The sequence below is a fragment of the Faecalibacterium prausnitzii genome (assembly GCF_003287405.1).
Taxonomy (GTDB): Bacteria; Bacillota; Clostridia; order Oscillospirales; family Ruminococcaceae; genus Faecalibacterium; species Faecalibacterium intestinale.
Map to the genome: position 1 here is coordinate 37,945 of NZ_PRLD01000014.1, position 19,236 is coordinate 57,180.

15 protein-coding genes are annotated in these 19,236 nt (G+C 54.5%); 7 read left to right on the forward strand and 8 right to left on the reverse strand.

What is annotated here, in order from left to right:
• Positions 1-137 precede the first annotated feature (137 nt).
• Complete coding sequence (locus C4N24_RS12435) at positions 138-1,319, forward strand: patatin-like phospholipase family protein (RefSeq protein ID WP_112091673.1); 1,182 nt, start codon at positions 138-140, stop codon at positions 1,317-1,319.
• Positions 1,306-2,937, forward strand: coding sequence for a phosphoenolpyruvate--protein phosphotransferase (locus C4N24_RS12440; RefSeq protein WP_112091674.1), 1,632 nt, complete (start codon positions 1,306-1,308; stop codon positions 2,935-2,937). Before C4N24_RS12435 ends, C4N24_RS12440 begins: the two co-directional genes overlap by 14 nt.
• 253 nt (positions 2,938-3,190) lie before the next feature.
• Here the strand turns inward: C4N24_RS12440 and C4N24_RS12450 are convergent, their stop codons facing one another.
• Positions 3,191-3,934: an RsmE family RNA methyltransferase gene (locus C4N24_RS12450; protein WP_055186282.1), complete on the reverse strand. Its 744-nt coding sequence runs from the start codon at positions 3,932-3,934 to the stop codon at positions 3,191-3,193.
• A gap of 31 nt (positions 3,935-3,965) precedes the next feature.
• A complete protein-coding gene (gene prmA / locus C4N24_RS12455; RefSeq protein WP_112091675.1) occupies positions 3,966-4,880 on the reverse strand; it encodes a 50S ribosomal protein L11 methyltransferase in 915 nt (304 codons plus the stop codon).
• A 348-nt stretch (positions 4,881-5,228) separates the two neighbouring features.
• Here prmA and C4N24_RS12460 point away from each other — a divergent pair, with 348 nt between their 5' ends.
• The 3 genes from C4N24_RS12460 (at position 5,229) to C4N24_RS12470 (ending at position 8,675) form a co-directional block, all read left to right on the forward strand.
• Positions 5,229-6,695: a PTS transporter subunit EIIC gene (locus C4N24_RS12460; protein ID WP_112091676.1), complete on the forward strand. Its 1,467-nt coding sequence runs from the start codon at positions 5,229-5,231 to the stop codon at positions 6,693-6,695.
• 253 nt (positions 6,696-6,948) lie between these two features.
• Positions 6,949-8,076: an N-acetylglucosamine-6-phosphate deacetylase gene (gene nagA / locus C4N24_RS12465; RefSeq protein ID WP_112091677.1), complete on the forward strand. Its 1,128-nt coding sequence runs from the start codon at positions 6,949-6,951 to the stop codon at positions 8,074-8,076.
• Positions 8,073-8,675, forward strand: coding sequence for a GNAT family N-acetyltransferase (locus tag C4N24_RS12470; protein WP_112091678.1), 603 nt, complete (start codon positions 8,073-8,075; stop codon positions 8,673-8,675). The genes nagA and C4N24_RS12470 overlap by 4 nt, the downstream gene beginning before the upstream one ends.
• Positions 8,676-8,780: 105 nt before the next feature.
• Here the strand turns inward: C4N24_RS12470 and C4N24_RS12475 are convergent, their stop codons facing one another.
• Positions 8,781-10,229, reverse strand: coding sequence for a hypothetical protein (locus C4N24_RS12475; protein ID WP_112091679.1), 1,449 nt, complete (start codon positions 10,227-10,229; stop codon positions 8,781-8,783).
• 28 nt (positions 10,230-10,257) lie between these two features.
• On the reverse strand, positions 10,258-10,938 hold the full coding sequence (locus tag C4N24_RS12480) for a TetR/AcrR family transcriptional regulator (protein ID WP_112091680.1): 681 nt from the start codon (positions 10,936-10,938) through the stop codon (positions 10,258-10,260).
• Between the two features lie 228 nt (positions 10,939-11,166).
• Between C4N24_RS12480 and C4N24_RS12485 the strand changes: the two genes are divergently transcribed.
• On the forward strand, positions 11,167-11,415 hold the full coding sequence (locus C4N24_RS12485) for a DUF6061 family protein (protein ID WP_112091681.1): 249 nt from the start codon (positions 11,167-11,169) through the stop codon (positions 11,413-11,415).
• A 708-nt stretch (positions 11,416-12,123) separates the two neighbouring features.
• Here the strand turns inward: C4N24_RS12485 and C4N24_RS12490 are convergent.
• Both C4N24_RS12490 and C4N24_RS12495 read right to left on the reverse strand, forming a co-directional pair.
• On the reverse strand, positions 12,124-13,551 hold the full coding sequence (locus C4N24_RS12490) for an ATP-binding protein (protein ID WP_112091682.1): 1,428 nt from the start codon (positions 13,549-13,551) through the stop codon (positions 12,124-12,126).
• Between the two features lie 150 nt (positions 13,552-13,701).
• Positions 13,702-14,037 carry a hypothetical protein gene (locus tag C4N24_RS12495; protein ID WP_112091683.1) on the reverse strand — a complete coding sequence of 112 codons (336 nt, stop codon included), beginning with the start codon at positions 14,035-14,037 and terminating at the stop codon, positions 13,702-13,704.
• 156 nt (positions 14,038-14,193) lie between these two features.
• Between C4N24_RS12495 and C4N24_RS12500 the strand changes: the two genes are divergently transcribed.
• Positions 14,194-15,000, forward strand: coding sequence for a hypothetical protein (locus C4N24_RS12500; RefSeq protein WP_112091684.1), 807 nt, complete (start codon positions 14,194-14,196; stop codon positions 14,998-15,000).
• Between the two features lie 368 nt (positions 15,001-15,368).
• On the opposite strand, the gene C4N24_RS12505 is transcribed toward C4N24_RS12500, so the two are convergent.
• Both C4N24_RS12505 and C4N24_RS12510 read right to left on the reverse strand, forming a co-directional pair.
• Complete coding sequence (locus C4N24_RS12505) at positions 15,369-16,130, reverse strand: M48 family metallopeptidase (RefSeq protein ID WP_112091685.1); 762 nt, start codon at positions 16,128-16,130, stop codon at positions 15,369-15,371.
• Positions 16,127-19,234 carry a type I restriction endonuclease subunit R gene (locus C4N24_RS12510; RefSeq protein ID WP_112091686.1) on the reverse strand — a complete coding sequence of 1,036 codons (3,108 nt, stop codon included), beginning with the start codon at positions 19,232-19,234 and terminating at the stop codon, positions 16,127-16,129. The genes C4N24_RS12505 and C4N24_RS12510 overlap by 4 nt, the downstream gene beginning before the upstream one ends.
• Positions 19,235-19,236: the final 2 nt, after the last annotated feature.

Below are 19,236 nucleotides of genomic sequence, written 5' to 3' on the forward strand. Positions count from 1 at the left end.
GTCTCTGGCTAGTATAGCACGAAACTTTCACAGGAAAAAGGCATGATCTCCGAAAAATCGGGAGAATTTTACCTGAAAGTATGGTATAATTATGACAATTTTAGAAAATACCGGGAACGTGCACGGGAGGGTTTGATATGGAACGCAGAGATCCCACGCAAAAGGCGCTGGTGCTGGCAGGCGGCGGCGCGCGCGGCAGCTATCAGGTGGGCGTCTGGCGGGCTTTGATGGAGCTGGACTGGCACCCGCAGATCATCACCGGCACCAGCGTGGGCGGGCTGAACGGTGCCATGTTCGTGCTGGACCGTTACGAGACTGCCCGGGATATGTGGCTGACCATCCGCAGCCGGGATGTGATGGAGCTGCCGGAGGAAAACGCCGACCTTTCCGCCCTGCACCAGTTTCTGCGCCGGGTGGTAAAGGAAGGCGGCATGGACGTGACCCCGCTGGAGGAGATCGTGGAGCGGGTGCTGGACGAGGACGCGCTGCGGGCAGCGCCTATCCGGTTCGGCATCGTGACGGTGGAGCAGCGCGGGCTGCGCCCCCGGGAACTGACGCTGGAGGATATCCCCGCCGGGCAGGTGCGGGACTACCTGATGGCTTCGGCGGCCTGCTTCCCCGCCCTGCGGGCGCGGCAGATCGACGGGGTAAAGTTTCTGGACGGCGGGTACAGCGATAATATGCCCACCGGCCTTGCCAAGACCATGGGTGCAGAGGAGCTGGTCTGTGTGGACCTTGAGGGCGTGGGCATCACCCGCCCCAACCTGACCGGCCTGCCCACCACCATGATCCGCAGCTACTGGGAACTGGGCGATATCCTCCACTTCGACCCCGACACCGCCAAGCGCAACATGGAGCTGGGTTATTACGACACCCTGCGCGCCTTTGGCCGCATCCGGGGCTGTGCCTACGCGGTGGACAGCGGTGCGGACAGCAGCGCCGATGCCGAAGCCTTCCGTGCCGCCTTTGACGCGGTGCAGAAGGAGGTGCGGGAGAAGTACCCCGTCACCCTGACCGCAGATGCCGCTTTGCTGCTGGCACGGATGAAGGACGCCCAGCTTGCCCCGCTGGAAGCCGCCGCCGAGGATGCCGGGGTGGACCCCACCCATTTTTATACCACCCGGACGCTGGCCCAGGCGTTTCTGGCGGCGTGCGACAAAGACCGCATGGAAAGCTTTGCCCCGCTGTTTACGGGCAGCAGCACCGCCGGGCAGGCAGCGCTGGCCGCGTTGCTGCCCAATACATTCTTACAGGCGCTGGTGTGGCGCACTTTGACCGCATCGGCTTTGCCGGAGGTGACAGAAGATGAAGGTTTATAAAGGCGTATCCGCATCCCCCGGGTTGGTGCTGGGACAGGTGAGCCGGCTGGAACATCATGTGGAGACCTTCAGCCACGGGCCTTTCAACCCGGAGCGGGAGCTGCGGCTGCTGGCAAACGCCGTGCACACGGCGCAGAATGAGCTGGACTCCATGGCGGAGCGCGCCGCCCCCACCGAGCAGGCCATCTTTTTGTTCCAGAGCATGATGCTGGACGATGAGGGCATGATGAACGAGGTGCGTTTTTGCATCAATGCGGGCATCAGCGCTTCGGCGGCGATGCATCAGGTGGGGCAGCGCTACGCCGACCAGCTTGCCAACATGAAGGATAACCCCTATATGCAGCTGCGCAGCGTGGATATTCTGGACGCCACCCGCCGGGTGATCAACATCCTGACCAACCGCCCCCGGGTGTGGCTGGCGCTGGATCATCCGGTGATCCTTGCCGCCGACCGGCTGATGCCCACCGACCTGTTCAGCGTGCCCTCCGGCATGATCCTGGGCGTCATCACCGCAGAGGGCAGCGGCCAGAGCCATGCCGCCATCATTGCCCGGGCAATGAACATCCCGGGTATCGTGCAGGTGGGCAAGGATTTTCTGGACGACTGCGACGGCCGCACCGTCATTCTGGACGCAACCAACGGCAACTGCATCCTCGACCCGGATGCCGTCGCCCGCCAGCAGGCAGAAGCCAGCATCTGCCAGCTCCAACGCGAGGACGCGGAGATGAAGCAGCTGCACAGCCTGCCGGACGAAACGCGGGACGGCGAACCCTTTGAGCTGCTGGCCAACTGCTTTGGCCCGGAGGATATCGACACCGCCATGCAGTCTGGTGCCAAGGGCGTTGGGCTGCTGCGCAGCGGCTACATGATGCTGCCCGGGCGCATTCTGGACGAGCAGGAGCAGTATTTCTTCTACTGCTCCTGTCTGGCAGCCGCAAACGGCTGTCCGGTGACCGTGCGCACCTTCGACTTTGGCTCCGACCGCACCGTGGCGGATGCCAATCAGGGGCCGCAGTCCTCCAAACTCGGTCTGCGCGGCATCCGCAACAGCCTGCGCCAGCCCCAGCAGTTCCAGACCCAGATCTGCGCTTTGCTGCGCGCAGCCGCGCGCGGCCCGCTGCGGGTGATGTTCCCCATGGTGACCGAGGTGGAGGACTGGGACGCCGCCATGAGCATTGTGGAGCACTGCCGCCAGAGCCTGCGGGAGCGGGGCGTGCCCTTTAACGAGAATACCCAGTTCGGCGTGATGCTGAGCATCCCCGCCGCCTGCCTGACCGTGGAGGACTTTATAGCCCACGGCTGCGATTTTCTGGTCATCGGCACCAACGACCTGACCCAGTACACCCACGCCGCCGACCGGGAGCTTGCCAGCGCAGAGCACTACTACCGCCCCGCCAGCCCTGCCATGAAAAAGCTGATCACCATGGTGATGGATGCCGCGGGTGCGCACCACGTCCCGGTGACCATCTGCGGCCTTGCCGTGGGCAACCCCGCCAACACGGCGCAGTACCTGCACCTTGGTCTGCGCAGCTTCTCGGTAAGCCCCCAGAACCTGCTCAAGGTAAAGCAAGCCCTGCTGGACACCGATGCCCACCCGGACGCAGGGGAAAAGGACTGAGGGCGCTTTACAAAGCGTAATATAATGCAAAATAATAAGAGGCTGTTGCACAAACCTTTGTGCAGCAGTCTCTTTGGCGTTGTGTTTTTAACTTTAGCGGGCTCGCCCTCTCAGGCGCTAACGCGCCAGCTCTCCCAAAGGGAGAGCCTTTGGCAGTCCACGCAAACTTCACCTCTTTGCCAAGGCCTCTCCCCTTGGGAGAGGTGTCACCGTAGGTGACGGAGAGGGCGAGGACGCTGACCGCGTGCAGCAATTACTCCAGATTCCCCGTCAGGGTCATGACGGCGGAGAGCACCGCCAGCGGGGCGGTCTCGCAGCGGAGGATGCGGGGGCCAAGGCCCACCGTTTTTGCCCCGGCCTTGGCAGCCATTTCGGCTTCCTCGGCGGCAAAGCCGCCCTCTGCGCCGGTAACGATGGCAAGGCGCAGCTTCTGCCCGTCGGCGGGCTTTGCTTCGGCCAGCAGCTGGCGTAGGGGTGCGCCGCCGCACTCGTAGCAGAACAGCACCAGATCGTACTGGTCAAAGCTGCGGCACACCGCCCCAAAGTTCGGCAGCGGCAGGGCTACGTCCGGCAGAACGCCCCGGCCGCACTGCTTGGCGGCTTCCAGCGCAATGCGGTTGTAGCGCTCGTTCTTCTGCTCCTCTTTTTTGGGGGCGGCCACGCAGTAGCGGCTGAAGAAAGGCACGATGTGGGCAGCGCCCAGCTCTACCCCGTGTTTGATGATCTGTTCCAGCTTGTCCTGCTTGGGGTAGCCCGCCAGCAACGTCACCTCCACGGTGGGCTCGGCGGCGCTGGGGTAGCCCGGCTCTACGGCAAAATCCACCCTGTCCTCCCCAAAGCCGGTGATGGTGGCGGTGTACTCTACGGCGTTGCCGTCGCAGAGGATGACGGTATCCCCCGGCTTTGCCCGCATCACCCGGGCAAGGTGATGGGCATCCGCACCCCGCAGGGTGGCGGTGCCGTCAGAAATCTCGGTGGTAAAGTAGCGGTGCGGCATACTGTGCGCTCCTTCTCATAATGTATGGATATCAGGCCTTTTTGCAGACGATGCACTCCCAGCCGCGCTTTTCCTTCACTTCCACAATGGCAAGCCCAGCCTTTTCCAGCCCGGCGATCACCTCGTCCTTGCGGCTGTCGATGATGCCGCTGGCAATAAAGGTGGCACCCTCCGCCATCAGGCCGGGCACGGCGGGTGCAAGGCTGAGGATGGCGTTTGCCACGATGTTGGCGGTGATGATGTCATAAGTGCCGCTGGCTTTATCGGACAGGTCGCCCACCAGCACGGTGAGCTTATCCTGCACGCCGTTCAGCGCAGCGTTCTCCCCGGCGGTGCGCACCGCCACAGGGTCGATGTCCACGCCCTCGGCGCTGGCAGCGCCCAGCTTGAGGGCGGCAATGGCAAGGATGCCGCTGCCGGTGCCGATATCCAGCACCCGCTCGCCGCCGCGCACCTGCTCGTCCAGCGCTTCAAGGCAAAGGCTGGTGGTCTCGTGACCGCCGGTGCCGAAGGCAAGGCCGGGGTCAAGGATCAGCTTGACCCGGTCGGTGTCGTACTGCTGCCACGAGGGCACCACAGCCAGACGGCTGCCGATCTCCATGGGGTGGTAGTATTTGCGCCAGCCGTTCTGCCAGTCCTCCTGCTCCACGCCCTCGGTCTCCACGGTGTAGGGGATGCCGGCGGCTTCCATGCGGGCGGCGATAAGCGCCAGCGTTTCCACCTGAGAAGCGCCCGGCTCCAGATACAGATGGATGATCACGGTATCCCGGGGCTTGTCCAGCAGCTCCTGCTCGATCAGATCCACGTGGGCGATCTCGGCCACCTGCTGCTCGATGTCGCTGTAATCCTCGATGTAGATGCCGCCCTCGGCGATCAGGGTAGCAACGGCTTCGGCGTTTTCGGCATCAGCCTTGGCCACAGTCAGGCGGATATCGGTCCATTCCATAAGGCATTCTCCTTTTACGTTGTATCCATGCCGCCCGGCGGGGCAGATGGAAAAAAGTTCTTTTATCTGTATAGTACCCGATTCTGCGCTGGGATGCAAGCATTTGGACAAAATAGACATAAAAAGAAAAGATTTTTCAGCACTTAAATCAGAACGCGTGCAGAAAAAACAAAAAATACTGACAAGCGTACCGTTAAACAAGGACTTTTGGTGCATTTTAATAGAAAAAAGAAAAAACCACTTTCTTTTTTTGCAAAAATATGTTACTATTCTGTTACGGAACTGTGGACAGCCTGCAACCAGAGACTGTCTGTAAACACAAACATTCTTTAAGGAGGAATGTGTCTTATGATGAAGTATCTCCAGAAACTGGGCAAAGCTCTGATGCTTCCCGTCGCTGTGCTGCCGATCTGCGGCATCCTGATGGGTCTTGGTTATGCCCTCGCTCCGGGCGTTATGGGCGTTCCCGGTGCTGCAACCTCCGGTGCAGCTTACACCGTCGGCTTCCTGCTGGTCAAGGCAGGCGGCGCTCTGATCGATAACATGGCATGGCTGTTTGCCATTGGTGCCGCTGTCGGCCTGGCTGACAACGACGGTACCGCAGGTCTGGCCGGTCTGGTCAGCTACCTGATGATGCAGCAGCTGCTGAGCCCCGGCGTGGTCGGCATGGTGCGCACCCTGGAAGAGGGCACCGCTACCTACATTGCCTTCCAGAAGGTCGCCGGCAACTCCTTCATCGGCATTCTGGCCGCTGTTGTGGGTGCTGCCTGCTACAACAAGTTCAAGAATACCCAGCTGCCTGACTGGCTGGCATTCTTCTCCGGCAAGCGCTTCGTTGCGATCGCTACCGGTCTGATCTCCATTCTGGTGTCCGTTGTTCTGCTGTTCGTCTGGCCCGTCATCTTCGACGCACTGGTCGCTCTGGGCAAGGGCATCGCCGGCATGGACGGCATCGGCGCCGGCATCTACGCCTTCCTGAACCGTCTGCTCATCCCCACCGGCCTGCACCACGCTCTGAACAACGTGTTCTGGTTCGATACCATCGGTTTGGGCGACCTGAGCCACTTCTGGGCTGGCGAGACTTCCGCTGATGTGGGCTGGAGCCTTGGTATGTATATGTCCGGCTTCTTCCCCTGCATGATGTTCGGTATCATGGGCGCTGCTCTGGCTATGGTCAAGACCGCTAAGAACAAGAAGGCCGCTATTGGTCTGGTTCTGTCCGCTGCAATCTGCGCATTCGTCTGCGGCGTTACCGAGCCCTTCGAGTTCGGCTTCATGTTCCTGTGCTTCCCGCTGTACGTTGTGTACTCCGCTCTGTACGGCATCTTCACCATCATCACCTACTACACCGGTTTCCGTGCTGGCTTCTGCTTCTCCGCAGGTGCTACCGACCTGATCTTCTCTGCATCCCTGCCCGCAGCTGCTAAGACCTGGATGATCATTCCTCTGGGCATTGCAGCATTCCTGGTGTTCTACTTCGTGTTCTACTTCGCCATCACCAAGTTCGACCTGAAGACCCCCGGCCGTGAGGATGACGACGAGGAAGCTGAGAAGAAGGTCGTTCTGGCTAACAACAACTACACCGAAGTCGCTTCTGCTGTTCTGGCTGCTGTCGGCGGCAAGGAGAACGTGAAGGACGTTGGTTACTGCGCAACCCGTCTGCGTTTTGAGGTGAAGGATAACGCCAAGGTCGACGAGAAGGCTGTCAAGGCTGCCGGTGCTGCCGGTGTTATCCGTCCCAGCAAGAACGCTTGCCAGGTCATCATCGGCACCAAGGTGCAGTTCGTGTACGACGAGCTGAAGAAGATGCTGTGATCCTGCACTTCTGAAAAGAATGAACTGCAAAAGTCTGGTTGATTTTGCAGTATGAACCGGGCCGCCGGGGGCGGGGTGCACAGCGCCCCCTCCCGGCGGCTCGCTCTTTTTGCACAGCGGTACAATGTTCACACAAAAGGACTTTTGAAAAAACACCCGGCGTGCTATACTGGGTGAAAAGCAAGAAGCTGTTTTCGTAAGCGGGGTGCAATGCTTATGAAAACGGCTTCAAGGAAAGAACGAGGTGTTTTGTATGATCCTTCAGAATGCACTGGTCTATACCCCGCGCCACACCTTTGAGCGCGGCACCATCATCATCCGCGATGGCCGTATCGTGCCCTTTGCCGCCCCGGAAGAGGGCGAAGAGGTGCTGGACGCCGAGGGGCTGTACGCCCTGCCGGGCCTTGTGGATATCCACTTCCACGGGGCAATGGGCAAGGATTTCTGCGATGGCACCGAGGAGGCCATCCAGACGCTGGCGGATTTTGAGGCCAGCAAGGGCGTGCTGGCCATCTGCCCCGCCACCATGACCTACCCCGAGGAGATCCTGAACAAGGTAATGGACGCCGCTGCCGCCCATAAAAACGGCAAGGGTGCCGACCTTGTGGGCATCAACATGGAAGGCCCCTTCATCAGCCCCAAAAAGGTGGGCGCACAGAACCCGGAGTATGTGCAGGGCGCAGACGCCGCCATGTTCCGCCGTTTGCAGAAGCGTGCAAACGGTCTGATCAAGCTGGTGGACGTTGCACCCGAAGAGCCGGGCAATCTGGACTTTATCAAGGAGTGCCATAACGAGGTGCGCATCTCCATCGCCCACACCTGCACCGACTACGACACCGCCGTCAAGGCCTTTGAAGCCGGTGCCACCCACATGACCCACTTGTACAATGCCATGCCCGGCATCACCCACCGTGCGCCCGGTCCCATCATTGCGGCCATGGAGCACGATGCCGAGGTGGAGCTCATCACCGATAACGTGCACATCCACCCCGCCGTGGTGCGGTTCACCTTCAACACCTTCGGGGACGACCGCGTCTGCCTGATTGCAGACAGCGCTATGTCCTGCGGCCTGCCGGACGGTCAATACAGTCTGGGCGGACAGGCCATCACGGTCAAGGGGCCCCGCGCCACCCTGACCGAGCACCCGGACACCATTGCGGGCAGCAACACCTGTCTGTACGACTGCATGAAGCGCGCCGTGCTGGAGATGAACGTGCCGCTGGAAAGCGCCGTCCGCGCCGCCAGCGAGAACCCCGCCAAGAGCATTGGCGTGGACAACGACTACGGCAGCCTTGCCGCCGGACGCTACGGCAACGTGATCCTTGCGGACAAGGAGCTGAACATCAAGGCTGTCATCCAGAAAGGAAACCGGATCGTATGAGAGAGCCTGCGTTTATCTGGCGGCTGCTCACCGGCCCGGAGCTGACCGATGTGTATCTGAACGAGATGCGCCGGGACTTTCCTGCCGGGGAGCTGAAGCCCCTGAGCATGATCCTGAACAGCGAAGCGGATGGCACTGCCCACACATGGGGCGTGTTTGACGGGGACACCCTTGCCGCCTATCTGCTGATGGTGCGTCCCGAGGGCTGCCGGATGAGCCAGCTGGATTATTTTGCCGTAGTGCCCGCCTACCGCGCCCACGGCATTGGGGCGCAGCTGCTGGCGCAGCTGCCCGCCCACGAGGACACCGCCGAGGCCATTTTAATTGAAGCCGAAATGCCGGAAAAGGCCGAGGACGCAGCCATGGCAGTGCGGCGGCTGGGCTTTTACGCCCGCTGCGGCGCGTGGGACACCCACTACACCGAGCATCTTTTTGACGCGTGGTTCCGCATTCTGGTGCTGGACTGCCCGGGCTGCGCGCCCCTTGCCCCGGAGACTGCAGTGGAAGCCCTGACCGACTGCTACCGCCGCACCATCAGCCCTACCCAGTGGCAAAAGCACGTGCAGTTCTTTGCCCCGGATGGCAGCGTGTGCGGCTGAGGGCAAAACGCACATAACCATAACATAAAAGAATGCCCGCCCACCGTGGTTTCCCACAGGTGGGCGGGCATTTTGCGGTTTATCGTTTGTGCGCTGTAAAAGCGCTCAGAGGGCGGCGGTCTGGGGGAGCAGGCGGAAGAGCATTACGGGAAGCCCGCTGTTTGCAAAATCCAGCGTAAAGATGAGTTTGCCGTTCTTTGCTTCAAAAGGCATCTCCGTCTGCGTGCCGTCCGGGGCAATGCGCACAAGCGTTTTGCCTTCCAGCAGTCCGGCGGGCAGCGCAAGCCTTACCAGACCGGTGGGCTGCGTCAGACTGCCGGCAGTCTCAAATGCCACACTCAGGTATTCCCCGTTCGTCCGTGCGGTCACATCCTCCGCAGAAAGACTGCCGCTGATAGTCCACGCCGTTGCGGCTTCGATCTTTTCCAGCTGCGCGGCGTTTTCTGCCTGCCCGCACACGGGGCAGAAGGTCAGCGTTTCGCCTTCCGCAGTGCGGAAAGTAAACTTCCGGCAATCAGTGCTGCCGGTGTGCGCGCAGCCCTGCCGCAGACAATCGGCGCTCTGAGCGCCGGTTCCGTTCGGGGACCATGCACCGAACTGGTGTCCCAGCTTATCGGTCGGGTCTGCGGTGTAGCTGTCTTTGCAGCGGGAGCAGGTAAAAACAGTATAGCCGTCTGTTTCACAGGTGGGGTCTACGGTAACAGCCTGATAATCATGATTCAGTGCGGGCAGCTCCGCATAGGTGGTATGGTCGCAGCGGGAGCAGGTGTCGTAAGCGTTCCAGCCGGGTTTCGTACAGGTGGCGGCTTTCGCTTCGTGAGGCACCAAATCATGGTTCAGTGCGGGCACCTCTGCATAGGTGTTATAGTCGCAGCGGGAACAGGTTTTGTAAGCATCCCAGCCGATTTCCTTACAGGTGGCGGGTTTTGCTTGGTGGTACACAAAATCATGTTTCAGTGCGGGGATTTCTCGATAAGTGGTATAGTTGCAGCCGGAGCGGGAGCAGGTGTCGTAAGCCTTCCAGCCGATCTCCGTACAGGTGGCGGCTTTCGCTTCGTGATGCACCAAGTCGTGACCGCCGTCGTACTGCCCTTTGCAAGTGGTGCACTTTCCCTTCGTGATGCAGGTCGCGTTGGGGTCGCCGCCGCAGGGTACGTTCTCTTCTTTTGCGTCGCAGTTGGGGTTCGTGCATATGCGGGTGTGCGTGCCGTCGCCGTTAGGATTCCACTCGCCCCATGCGTGACCGGGGATGTCGTATTCCGCGCCGCAATCTTCACAGATTTTGCCCTCGGTGCAGGTGGGACCTTGGGTACCGCCGGTATGTACCTGTAAATGCGTAACATTGCCATCCTTGTGGCAGTTCTGGCATGCATCTACACAAACCTTATGATAGGCCGAATCATATTTTTCGTATCTGCGAACCTCACGTTCTTCCCTAATCCCACAGAAGGCGCAGTACACCGGGACTGTTTCTGCCGCCGCTTTTAACACGATCCCCGGTATCAGGCACACCATTGCCAGCACCGTCAAACACCGGATCAGCCATTTTTTCATGTTGCTCCCTCCTTGTCATCAAACCTTGTTATCCTTTCAGATCAAACTGCACGGACAGCGATGCAAGCACGGCATCTACCACCTTCCGCGCCTGGGCAAGCATATCGATCTCCGCCACAAAAGCGATGACCTGCTCGCGCTCCTGCGCGGGGACCTGCAGCGCACTCAGGCTCATGCTCAGGAACCGCCGTATTTTGCGCTCCAGCGTAAAGTAGGGGTCGCACCGCCGTGCCATGTAGCCGCGCATCATGCCAGCCGTGCCCAGCTCCATCTCGTAGAAATCGCACTCGGCGCACCCGGGCAGATACGCGCTGAACGCCGCCTGCAGCTCGGCCGTGGTGCTGCGGTGAATGATCTCCGCCGTGGCGGGGAAGGTGTACGCTTCCACATAGATATCCCGCAGATTCTCGCTCAGCTCGGTCATCGCCAGCTGCAAAGCCGTTTCCACCGCGTAGAGGTACACCGGCGAGGGGGCGTTTGCCGCCAGCGGCCTTACCGCGCCGAACTGCCTGCTGAACATCATGCCGATCAGCTCGGTCAGCACACCGTCCTTGGTGCGGAAAATATTCTGGAACGACCCGGCAGAAACATCTGCTTCCTTTAAAATTTCTGCAACCTTGGTGTTCGTGTAGCCTTTTTCCAGAAAAAGCCGGACACAGGCGGTCAGTATCCGCCGTTTTGCTTCTTTGCTGTCGTATCTGCGCGCCATTGGAAATCATCCTTTTCCATAATTGGTTTCTAACCCAATTATATATTGATTTTAAAATCACGTCAAGTAAACTTTTCAGGGCGTATTTTGGGCAGGTTGACGAGGGAGAGCTTTCTGCGGGTGCGCATCCGGGCAAAACAAAGCCCAATGGACAAATCAACCACCGGTTTTATGGCAGGGTTTAGGACATCCGAACAGACACCGTTTGATATAGAAATGAGGTTCACCATGAACAAACTGCTTTCCTGCCGCTTCAATATGGACACCAACCGGGTGGAAGCCCGGTTCGAGGATAGCACCACTCTTGCCATCGACTGCATCGCCGTGGAGGACGAGTACGGCAGCACCCCCGCACAGCGGGCAGAGCTGGACTGGCTGCTGTGCAACAGGCCGCTGGAGTACGCACAGCTTGTGCTGGGAGGAGAGATGGAGCACTATCTCTCGCTGGGATGCGACCACGGCAAGCTGGAAGATTGATTACTTCGAAAGGCCATTGCCATTTGAGTACCAATCGAATATACTATAAACAGGAGAGCGGACGTCACTCCGCTGGTGTGGCTGACACCTAAAATCCGATCTGATGCAAGACGTAAGGGCTTGAGGCTGGCGGGCAGCGATAAAACCCGAAAGCGATGCAGGGCATAGGAGCCTGAGGTTGGCGGACAACAATAAAATCAGTCGCAAGGGACATTGGACAGCACCACGGTGTAGTAGGTGTCCCTTTTATATTGCTGCTATCCAGTTCGCCGCCGAATAGCAAAAAATATCCGCCCACCTATGGAGCTAAGGCCCCCTGGTGAGCGGACATTTTGCGTTTTCATTCGATTCAGGTAAATCTATTCGGCTTGTGGTTTTCGCTAAACCCACGGTTTGGCTCTACAACAGGCTGATGCCGAACCAGTCTATTGCTTCAATGCCACCGATAGCTGGTCAACGCCGCTATCCTCTAAAAGTATTATACACCGTTGATGTGGCATTGCAAGGAAAAAACGCGATACACGATAATATGCTCAATCGAAAGTCGATACTTTTGGGGAACGCAATATATCGAAAGCGATACTTTCTTCGTCAATGTCGATACTTTTTACAAAAATATAGCGAGTTCCCGCACTCCACGGGATATGCTTGCTCGCTAAACATAGTACGCAGGACATATCCAAACAATATAATCCTAATTATGATAATTCAAATTATATTGTTCTCATAAACAGTGTCTTCCTGAATCAAAATCAAGTTCGGATTCTCTGCAGCCATCTCCACCAGTCGATCTGTAAAGCCGCTCTTGGAGAACAGCCCGTACACAATTTCGTAGCCCTTAAACGCCGTTGTAAGTTCTTTGGACTGCCCCTTTTCCTGCAAAGCAGAGTAGACCGCCACATCCACAGGTTTCGCATGGTACTTGCACTCACCGAGGAACAGCCGCTTATGCTGATTATCCACCGCAGCAACGTCGATCTCCGTATCGCCCTCATTATCATTTCGCCAGTAAGAGCCAATGCGTGAGGGCGCAAATTCGATCTGCCCCTTTCGGCACAGTTCCGCAAAGATATTCCGGCAGATGCTCTCATAAGCGAAAGCCACAAATTTTTGCTTGAAGTCTTTGCCCATCTCGTCCAGCACGATCTGTTGGTTGTCCAGTTCCAACTCTCCCTTGAACGGGTACACATAGCGGAACCAGAAGCGGATGAAGTTGTCCGAAACATAGTACAGGCTTTTCCGGGAACGCTCTGGATTCTTTTCGGTGATGGGAACGTTCTTGATAACAAAACCAAGGTCGATCAGTGTTTTCAGGTACGGCGTAATAGCTGACGTGTCCTGCTCCATCGTCATACCGATCTTGCTCAGCTTGTGGTTGCCGTCCGAAATCGCTTTTAGCACGGAGAAATAGTTGATAGGCGTCTGCACTTCCTCGTTGAGCAAGAAATCCGGTTCTTCATACAAAAAGCCATTTTTCGACAGTACCACACGCCGAATCTGCTCCACCAGCGGCTCGTCCGTCTGGAAAAACTCCATATATTTCGGTACGCCGCCCGTGATGGCATACTGCTCCACAGCCTGCTCAAACGACAGGTTCTGCGCCGCATACACATCCGTAAATTGCAGCGGCATAAGCCGAATCTGTGCCGTTCTACGGCCATAGAGCGGACTGTCGTAGGCAAGTGCGTGTTTTTTCATCATGCTGATGAGGGAACCGCAGAGAACCAGCATCACGTTATGGTCTTTCAGCACTTCATCCCATGCGTTTTGCAAGATGGACGGGAAATCCGGGTTCGTCTTGACCAGATACGGAAATTCATCAATGACAAGCACCTTTTTCTCGTCCGGGTGGTCATCTGCTACCACTTGGAATAAATCCAGCCAGTCGGTGAATGTGACCTTGCTGAGCATGGGGTTCTTAGTAGTGCGGGAAAGCACTCCGGCAAACCGCTTCATGCTCTGGGCTTCACTTTCTGTGGTTGCCAAAAAGTAGAACGCGCGTTTATCTTTGATAAACTCTTTGATCAGCGTCGTTTTTCCAACACGCCGCCTGCCGTAAATCACCACAAAGCCGCTGCCGTGCTCTAGCTCCGCATTCAGCGTTGCCAGTTCGGATGTTCTGCCAATGAAGTCCATACCGTGCACCTCTCGCTTAATATAATTTGAATTATGATAATTTCAATTATATTATAGCTGCTCTGCACAAAACCGTCAATAGGACGAAACGTCGAATTTTCAACATCAAATTCATACAATGTAGAAAACTCCGGGCTTTTTCAGTTTAACTTATGCGGCTGAGAGAAGTCTGTGGACGTTTTTGATTGCAATAGGGCTACCAATTGCTATTCCAACTACACTAAAAGATACTACGGCAAAATAGAGTACGTTTTGCCAACGCTCCTGATTTCTGCGGTCGTAATTTCTGTCCATAGCATCCAGCTGTTCTTGGGTGTTCATGTCATCGGCCGACACAATTAATTTTTGTTTTGTTATATATTTCTCTTCTGATGTGGCTTCGGCATCGATTACTGCATCAGAAATTTTTTGACAGACTTCATCGATGACTATGTTCTGAAGAGATTTCGTTTCGCCGAGTGGCTGCATAGTATTTTGTTTGTTCATAGATAACCTCCTAAATATATGTTTGTCTGGGATTGACAGTTCCTTGGTGTAGCTATATCATACTACTAGATGACGGATGAATCAATCTTTAAAATCGTCTGTTTCAATCGTTTGTAAACATAAAAAAGATAAATATGTCTTTAACGAGGTGATATAATGGCATTCAAATCTATAAATCATGATAATGAAAAGATTTTCTATAACAGATTGTGGAAATTGATGGAGGAGCGAAACCTTTCAACGGCAAGAGAATTAGCGCAGGCTTTATATGCCGAGGAGATAGTCCCTGTAGACAGTGCATCTGAAGACGAGATATCTATAATAGGAAGTATGACGCGCAGAATACAGGAACACTTAAATTTAGAAGGTACAGATAAATTGCAGGGTAGATATGTCAAAGCGTATTGTGATTTTTTTGGATGTTCAGCAGATTACCTGTTTGGCTTATCTTCAATTAAAAGTGAAAATCCAGATGTTATTAGATTCTGTGAAGCAACAGGGTTATCTGAAAAATCGGTCAGAAGGCTAATAGAAGATTTACCGGAAGATATAAAAAGAGATTTAGTTGGGTTTTGGTCTAATGTTTTAGAAAGCAATTTGTTTTATGAAGTACCTTTAGAATTCCATCAAATGTGCTATGAATTGGGACAGTACAGAATTGCACAGGACCAAATAAAGGCAATCAATATGGCGGCTAAAAAAATGGACAATTCAGATACATTTGTCGATACTTGGAGAGCGATGATGGAGAGTAATTATCTAAAGGAAGCTCAGCCGCATGAAGGGTCCTACCATATGCATCTGAATGAGCTTTTAGTGAATGTGACAGCGTGTTTGGAAAATTGGGTGGATGAATATGTTCCTACCCATAAAAAAGAGATTCAACAATATTTCTATGGCGACTTAAATAAGAGACTTCAGGAGAGTTATGATGAATTTTTGAAAGCAACGCGATCCGAATAATATCACAGAAAAACCGCCTTACTACCGGAGTAAATCCGATGGTGGGGCGGTTCTTTTATACCTTGATTTCTTGACCGTTCTTGAAGGTGAAGCGAATATCGTCAGTGCTGTAAGCAGGTCAACGCCAACGCAATCACAGCGTAATAGAATATTTTTTGAGACGGTAAAGGGGATTTTATCTGCTTTGCCGTTTTTTCACATCTGGACTCCAACATGCCTTTGTGCTATTCAGCGATTCCATCGCGCAGCCTGCGTCGGGACGGTGCAGATTTGAAAGGGTTTGGGATTTCCCAACAAGTATTTTGCAACGCAAAATGGTCTTTGTATATACGAAGACACTGCTTGCGGGTCTGCTGGTCATATACCCTTCAGCTCTCACCACCACAAAACGTTTCATATTTTTGACTCCATTCAAACTGTGCATTTTTGTCTAACAGCTTTTTGCGTTGCTGCCAATCTGGCATAAGTGTCGACAGTATAGCATAAAAATCCTTCGAGTGGTTTGGGTACAGAAAATGACAAAACTCGTGCAATACTACATATTCAATGCAACTGACGGGCATTTCGAGCAAGTGCCGGTTCAATGTAATGATAGCTTTCTGTGGAAGACAAGATCCCCAGCGAGTATCCATCGATCGAATATGGATTCGTGGAAATGGCACATCATATTTCCGAAATATCGGATAAAGCTGATCCACCGTCTGCTGAAATATTTCGCGACACATCTTATTCAGATAACGGTCAACAAGACGCTTTTTTTGTTCCTGATCTTCTGTGTCTTTTACGGTAAGATAGAGATAAACGCCATCGGAACGTATATCGTCTTTTTTTCCTTGCTCTACCCGCAGACGCAGACTGCGCCCCAAAACGGAAAAGCTTTCCCCACTGATGTAATGTCGAGGCTGCGGTGCATACTGTTGGAATTCCCGAAAATGCTGCTGTGCCTCTGCAATGTAACGGCTGTGTCGTTTCACGAATTGCGTAACAACGCTTTCCGGAACATCTTTCGGAGCAGAAATATAAACAGAGGCATCTGTCCGAATCCGAAGGTTGATATTGCGTACATTTTTTCGTTCCAGCTGATAGCAGATACAACCATGCTCCGTCTCAACCGCACAAATCTGTATCATGCAAACCTCCGCAACGCAACTGTTTTAACATTTTCAATAATCATGTCAATCACATCAAAAGAAAGTACCAGGCCCATTTCTTTTTGGTAGCGGTAAAACAGATCATCAATATCCTGCGAGATTCGATCATGGATCGTCAGATTGTGGGTCCAGTCTACCTGGCTATGTTTTTCGATGATTGTCGTGATATCCAGTGCCATCTCGGCGGCAAAATCAGGCTCCACTGACAATTTTTCATTGGAGAAAATCGCGGTCAGTACACCATAGAACGCCTGTGCATGGACATTGGCTCGGATACGATCCGGGTATGCGATAGCGCTTTTTCCCGTGCGGTAATCCTCCAGAATATCCCGCATCTTGGCCAGATATTCTGCCTCCGTTATCGTCCGGGCTTTATACAGCTCAAGCGCTTCCTTGATGCGCTTGGAAAAATTTTCATAGTATGCTGGGTTCTCCTGATACTTCGTATTGATACTCTTGGCGAGCCGTGTGCGAATCGCATCAGCTTTGGCACGCAGTGAGCCCAACTCGTTTAATTCCTTTTCAAACGCATCTCTGTCCAGAATGTCTACCGGCTCGGTGATTCGCTTCAGACCCTCTACTGAAAGGTGTACGTCCAGCAGGTTTTGCATCAGAGGTTCGTATTCCCGATTGTCGATTGAATCCCCATAACGAGGTTTCACACTGCGCCGTACCGCAGAGAAAAAGCCAAATGCTTTGATATATTTTTCCCGCTCTTCCACTGCCAGTGCCTCATAGGTTTTTTCGGAATTCAGAACAAGATTCAAGGAGCGACCAAAGTTACACAGCCGTTTGTAAAACTCTTCCCGCTTCGAACTATCCGCTAAGAAAACCTCTACCGCCTCTGCATCGGTTCCGGCAAGTGTCAGACCGGGAACAGCCGAAAGCAACTCCATCAGTGCAGAATAATCGCTGCGTACCGTTCCAATCGCAGAGAGCACGTCCACCACAACGCCTTTCAGATCATGCCCATCAAAGTTTTCCAGCCCAGCACCACTGTAAAGCTCCATTGCCTCATCCAATTTTTTGATCAGGCCCCGGTAATCCACGATCATTCCATAGCTTTTTCCCTCGCACAGGCGGTTTGTGCGGGCAATGGCCTGAAGCAAACCGTGCTCCTTAAGTTCTTTGTCCAAGTAAAGCACTTGGCAGAGCGGCTCATCAAAGCCGGTAAGCCATTTGCTGCACACGATCACAAGATCCAGTTCTCCGGCATGATACTGTGCCTTGATTGCTTCTTCATAATCATCGGCACTGCCATAGCGCTGCATCATCCGATTCCAGTAGGCAACTACCTTGTCGTCTGCTCCTTCATCTGCATCATCCACACTTTCGCGCAGATCCGGAGCCGAGATCACGACAGCGCAGTTCAGATCGCCAAATTGCTCAAAGCATTCCAGATACCGAACGGCATCCCGCTTGTAATTGGTGGCGACCATTCCCTTGAAGCCTGTATTTTTATAGGTTCGGCAAAAGTCCTCGTTGATGTCCAAAGCGATCCGTTTGATGCGTGCATCCGTAGAGGTCAGTCGTCGGATGCTGCTCCATTTCCGGGCGAGATCATCCCTCTGTGATTCCGTCAGACGTTTTGTTGTTTGCTGAAACCATAGGTCGATGTTCTTTTCGTCAACTTTCTGTTCCACAAAGCGGCCTTCATAGATCAGTGGAACAATTGCACCATCGGCCACACCGTCCTGAATCGTATACTTGTGAATCAGTCCGCCAAACTTTTTCAAGGTGTTCTTCTCGCTCTTCATCAAGGGCGTTCCTGTAAAACCGATATAGCAGGCGTTTGGAAAAACCGTCCGCATTTTACGTGACATTTTGCCGTAATTGGAGCGGTGGCTTTCGTCCACAAGAACAAAGATGTCCCGAGATTTGTTGCAACCGTCCAGCCGTTCGGCAGTGCTGAATTTGTTGATGATGCTGGTGACGATGTCCACCCGCTCATCCGTAACCAATCCCAGCAGATGCCGCCCGTTGGTAGCACGCGCAGGGCGAAGCCGCGTGTGCGCGAATGTCGCTGTGATTTGCTTATCCAGCTCTTTTCGGTCGGTGACGATCACTACACGTGGATGGTCTGCCTGCAGCTCCAGCAGCAAATATTTCGCCACCATCACCATGGTCAGACTTTTTCCGCTGCCCTGTGTATGCCAGATCACACCGCCGCACCGGTTTCCTTTTTCATCACGCTGTTTGACTGTATGCAGAATTTCCTTCACCGCAAAATATTGCTGATATCGGCAGATCTTTTTCACATTGTAGTCAAACAGCACGAAATACTTTGTCAGTTCCAACAAACGGACCGGTGTAAACAGAGAAACAATATCTTTATCCTGCACCGTTGGTGTCCGATCCGGGATCAGCTGAGCCATTTTCCGGTTCAGGAAATCTGCATCCTGCTCTTTCCAGATGCTCCAAAATTTTTTCGGCGTTCCCGTTGTCGCATAGCGCACCTCGTTTTTATTGGTCGCCATTACGATCTGCGCAAACGCAAAAAGCTGGGGGATATAGTGAGGCTGCTGGTTACGGCAGGTTTGCTCAATGGCCTGTTCCACCGGGATATCCGGAGCCTTGCATTCAATCACCGCAAACGGAATTCCATTGACAAACAGCACGATGTCCGGGCGGGCATCATGCTGTCCATCGGCGCTTTCCACCGCAAATTCTTCCGTGACATGGTAAAGGTTCTGCGTCGGGTCCTCCCAGTCAATGTACTTCAAGTTGAAGTTCAGCAGCCTTCCTTCGCCTACAGTTTCGGGATAGCTTGTGCCCAGCATAAGCGCATCATAGATTTTCTCGCTGGTGCGCACAAGACCGTCCGTCAGCGGTATTTCCAGATCATCCATGGCGTGCTCAATGTTGACTGCAGAAAATTCATTTTCCACACCGCCGTAGGTATAGCGGTTTAGTTTCCGCAGCTGACCGCGCAGCACATCCCGCAACAGCACCCGGTAGCCACTTCCGCGCTGCTGACGGCATTCTTCTGGGGAGAGATATGTATACCCCATGGCCTGCAGCAGTTCCAGCGCAGGCTTTTTGCTGATGTTGGCTTCGGAGTAAATGGATTTATCGAGGTTCATGG

Bases quoted from the DNA above. Each gene is read 5' to 3' on its own strand.
- nagA (WP_112091677.1), top strand. From the start codon at position 6,949: ATGATCCTTCAGAATGCACTGGTCTATACCCCGCGCCACACCTTTGAG.
- C4N24_RS12505 (WP_112091685.1), bottom strand. From the start codon at position 16,130: ATGATACAGATTTGTGCGGTTGAGACGGAGCATGGTTGTATCTGCTAT.
- C4N24_RS12510 (WP_112091686.1), bottom strand. From the start codon at position 19,234: ATGAACCTCGATAAATCCATTTACTCCGAAGCCAACATCAGCAAAAAG.
- C4N24_RS12500 (WP_112091684.1), top strand. From the start codon at position 14,194: ATGGCATTCAAATCTATAAATCATGATAATGAAAAGATTTTCTATAAC.
- C4N24_RS12480 (WP_112091680.1), bottom strand. From the start codon at position 10,938: ATGGCGCGCAGATACGACAGCAAAGAAGCAAAACGGCGGATACTGACC.
- prmA (WP_112091675.1), bottom strand. From the start codon at position 4,880: ATGGAATGGACCGATATCCGCCTGACTGTGGCCAAGGCTGATGCCGAA.
- C4N24_RS12440 (WP_112091674.1), top strand. From the start codon at position 1,306: ATGAAGGTTTATAAAGGCGTATCCGCATCCCCCGGGTTGGTGCTGGGA.
- C4N24_RS12470 (WP_112091678.1), top strand. From the start codon at position 8,073: ATGAGAGAGCCTGCGTTTATCTGGCGGCTGCTCACCGGCCCGGAGCTG.
- C4N24_RS12450 (WP_055186282.1), bottom strand. From the start codon at position 3,934: ATGCCGCACCGCTACTTTACCACCGAGATTTCTGACGGCACCGCCACC.
- C4N24_RS12485 (WP_112091681.1), top strand. From the start codon at position 11,167: ATGAACAAACTGCTTTCCTGCCGCTTCAATATGGACACCAACCGGGTG.
- C4N24_RS12490 (WP_112091682.1), bottom strand. From the start codon at position 13,551: ATGGACTTCATTGGCAGAACATCCGAACTGGCAACGCTGAATGCGGAG.
- C4N24_RS12460 (WP_112091676.1), top strand. From the start codon at position 5,229: ATGATGAAGTATCTCCAGAAACTGGGCAAAGCTCTGATGCTTCCCGTC.
- C4N24_RS12495 (WP_112091683.1), bottom strand. From the start codon at position 14,037: ATGAACAAACAAAATACTATGCAGCCACTCGGCGAAACGAAATCTCTT.
- C4N24_RS12475 (WP_112091679.1), bottom strand. From the start codon at position 10,229: ATGAAAAAATGGCTGATCCGGTGTTTGACGGTGCTGGCAATGGTGTGC.
- C4N24_RS12435 (WP_112091673.1), top strand. From the start codon at position 138: ATGGAACGCAGAGATCCCACGCAAAAGGCGCTGGTGCTGGCAGGCGGC.